General features: G+C 40.3%; 1 protein-coding gene. It reads right to left on the reverse strand.

Features of this window, described 5'->3' with window-relative positions; all coding sequences use genetic code 11:
• On the reverse strand, positions 1-2,207 hold a 2,207-nt coding region (locus tag H0Z23_RS08905; RefSeq protein ID WP_296869095.1), incomplete at its 3' end, for a hypothetical protein.
• Between the last annotated feature and the right edge of the window lie 146 nt (positions 2,208-2,353).

Raw genomic sequence — 2,353 nt, forward strand, 5'->3', positions numbered from 1 at the left:
AGATCTGTCAAGATAGACCAATTCCACACGAAGTCTTCCATTGTTCTCCTGCTGACATTATAGATCGTCGCTTCTGCATTTAATATCTTGATTTCACTCACGCCTTCAGTGGGCTTTTTAGTCACCACCGCTTTGGCCATTAACACGCCTTCCAAGTTATTCCTTGGTTGTTTCTGGAACTTGATTATAGTAGTGTTTTCATGTGGTTTTTCTCCCTTTTTAAGCTTCTTCAGAACTAGCAAAACCTCCGATAGTTGCGTTGAATAGCTAAAATTGTAATTGCCTGGTTCTTCACTTACTATAATGTACTCAATTTCATAGTTGGCAGCCATCAACGCTCTTACAAGGAAGAATGCGGAACTCTCTATAACTGTTTTTGGAAGTACGAGCGCCATTCTTCCGTGTGGCTTTAAATACCTATCTGCCAACACAATAAATGGCCAGGCTGCACCTGCATTTATCGGATTCACATTTTGGGGAAGGAATACTTTTCCTTGTCCCACGTACTTTTCATAAATGGTCGAGACGCTATCCCTTTTCAGGAGTTCTTCTTTCATACTTTCGATGACTTCTTTGTATTTTTCCCAGAGGTTTCTGTATCCCTTTTCACTTACGACAAAATCGAATATTCTAGGTCTGGAACCTGCTTCACCGGGAGCGGTTGTTCTTGAAAACGGTGGGTTCATGATTATGAACTCAAACCGTGGAACGTACACCGTGGCCTTTGTCGTTTTTCCTATACTCCTGCGTTTCAATGGGAGTAAAAACGTGTTCGCGTTCCACATATTCAATGAACCCAACGAGCCACTTTCATCGACTGGTATGTGGTAGGTGTTCATTTTCTCAAGGGGAATAGAGGGCTCATGAAGGCTCAGAACCACTGAAGCAGTTTGGACTGCATGTTCAAGGGCGTCAAAACCCCAAATAGATTCCTCAATTAAAATCTTGTGAAACTTGTCGAGAAGTGGCTCTTCACTGCTCTTCCAGTATTTTGAAAGAAGGCCACTGTAGGTAGCTGATAAGAGTGTTCCAGAACCACAAGCAAAATCGCACGTTTTGAATAATCTGAATGTTTTTAAATCACTCCAATCAAAATCCCAGGCATCATTTGGGGAGTTTAGGGCAAGATTTGCGAGAAATGTTGCAATTGGTGATTTAGTATAAAATGTTGCATATCCTTTCCTTGTAGCAATGTCTCCAGTTACCTTGTGATATATGTGGCCTATAAAATCTTGTCGTAATAGGGCCTTGTTTTTCACTATTTCCGAGACATAGTCAATTAGATCTGTAAAGGCTTCCATCACGGGCATGCTGTCTGAGAAATCGAAAAATGCCCGAATAACACCCAGTGCAACATCAAATACGTTTTCATAATCTATCTTTAGAATCTCTGTAAAGCCTTCCTCCATGGCTTTCAGAGGGTGATCATTATGTTTGACCATAAGCCTCTTTAGGGAGCGAAGACCATGCTCCTTAGAAACAGACTCATACAGAGTCGATGCCATCAACAAAGAGATGTATGCATGTGACAGCAACACCTCGTCAGGCACCTCAGGTACTTCTATTTCTTCCTTGCTTGCTGGTGAGAACAGAATCAAATTAAGGTCCCTCAAAAAAGATGCCTTGAACTTTGGATTGCTCAGCTCTCTCAGAACTATATTCACGAAATTTACAGTTTTTTCTTCTATCTGCTCCAAGAGATCGTTTAATATGTCTTCTTTAACGACAAGCTCTATTATTGATTCAAAAAATGTACCGAACTCATTGATGTCAATATACATCCATCCACCAACACTCTTAGGTTTTCCTCTCTTGCTTTGAGTAATAAATTCAAGTAGGGTTCCACTTATATCCCTACCCTGGGTGAAAACCTTAAGCTTGAGAGGATTTTCGATTAAAACACGTTTTATTTGCTTTGCAGTTTCTGCTCCTTCGAATTTTGAGGGTTCATAATGTATTGCAATAGCCACCGTATCTATTAGTCCCTCTTCAAGCCTCTTCATAGCATCTTTCTCAGCGTCCTTTTCATCATAAGAAGCTTCTAAAATGAATTCTATGCCTCTAAAATATATTTTAATATCAAATCTCCTTCTCATTCTTCCTTTGGCAATCCTCTTTTCAGCAATAACCTCTGCCTGTCCTTGAAAGTGCCTTTCCAGAATCTCCGCTAGATACACATTAACAGTTTGTTCATGCGGCAGTGCCATAATACCACCCCTCATAATAATACCCACAGATTTTTAAAGATTTTCTGGGATTAGAAACCACAACCCTTTTAAGTTCTTATGTTAGTTTTATCGTTTAGAGGGACGTCTTAATGATCCACCTCAACGAAGACCAGCGAAGGTTATGG

The organism is Thermovirga sp. (assembly GCF_017656375.1).
In the GTDB taxonomy this organism is placed as follows: Bacteria; Synergistota; Synergistia; order Synergistales; family Thermovirgaceae; genus Thermovirga.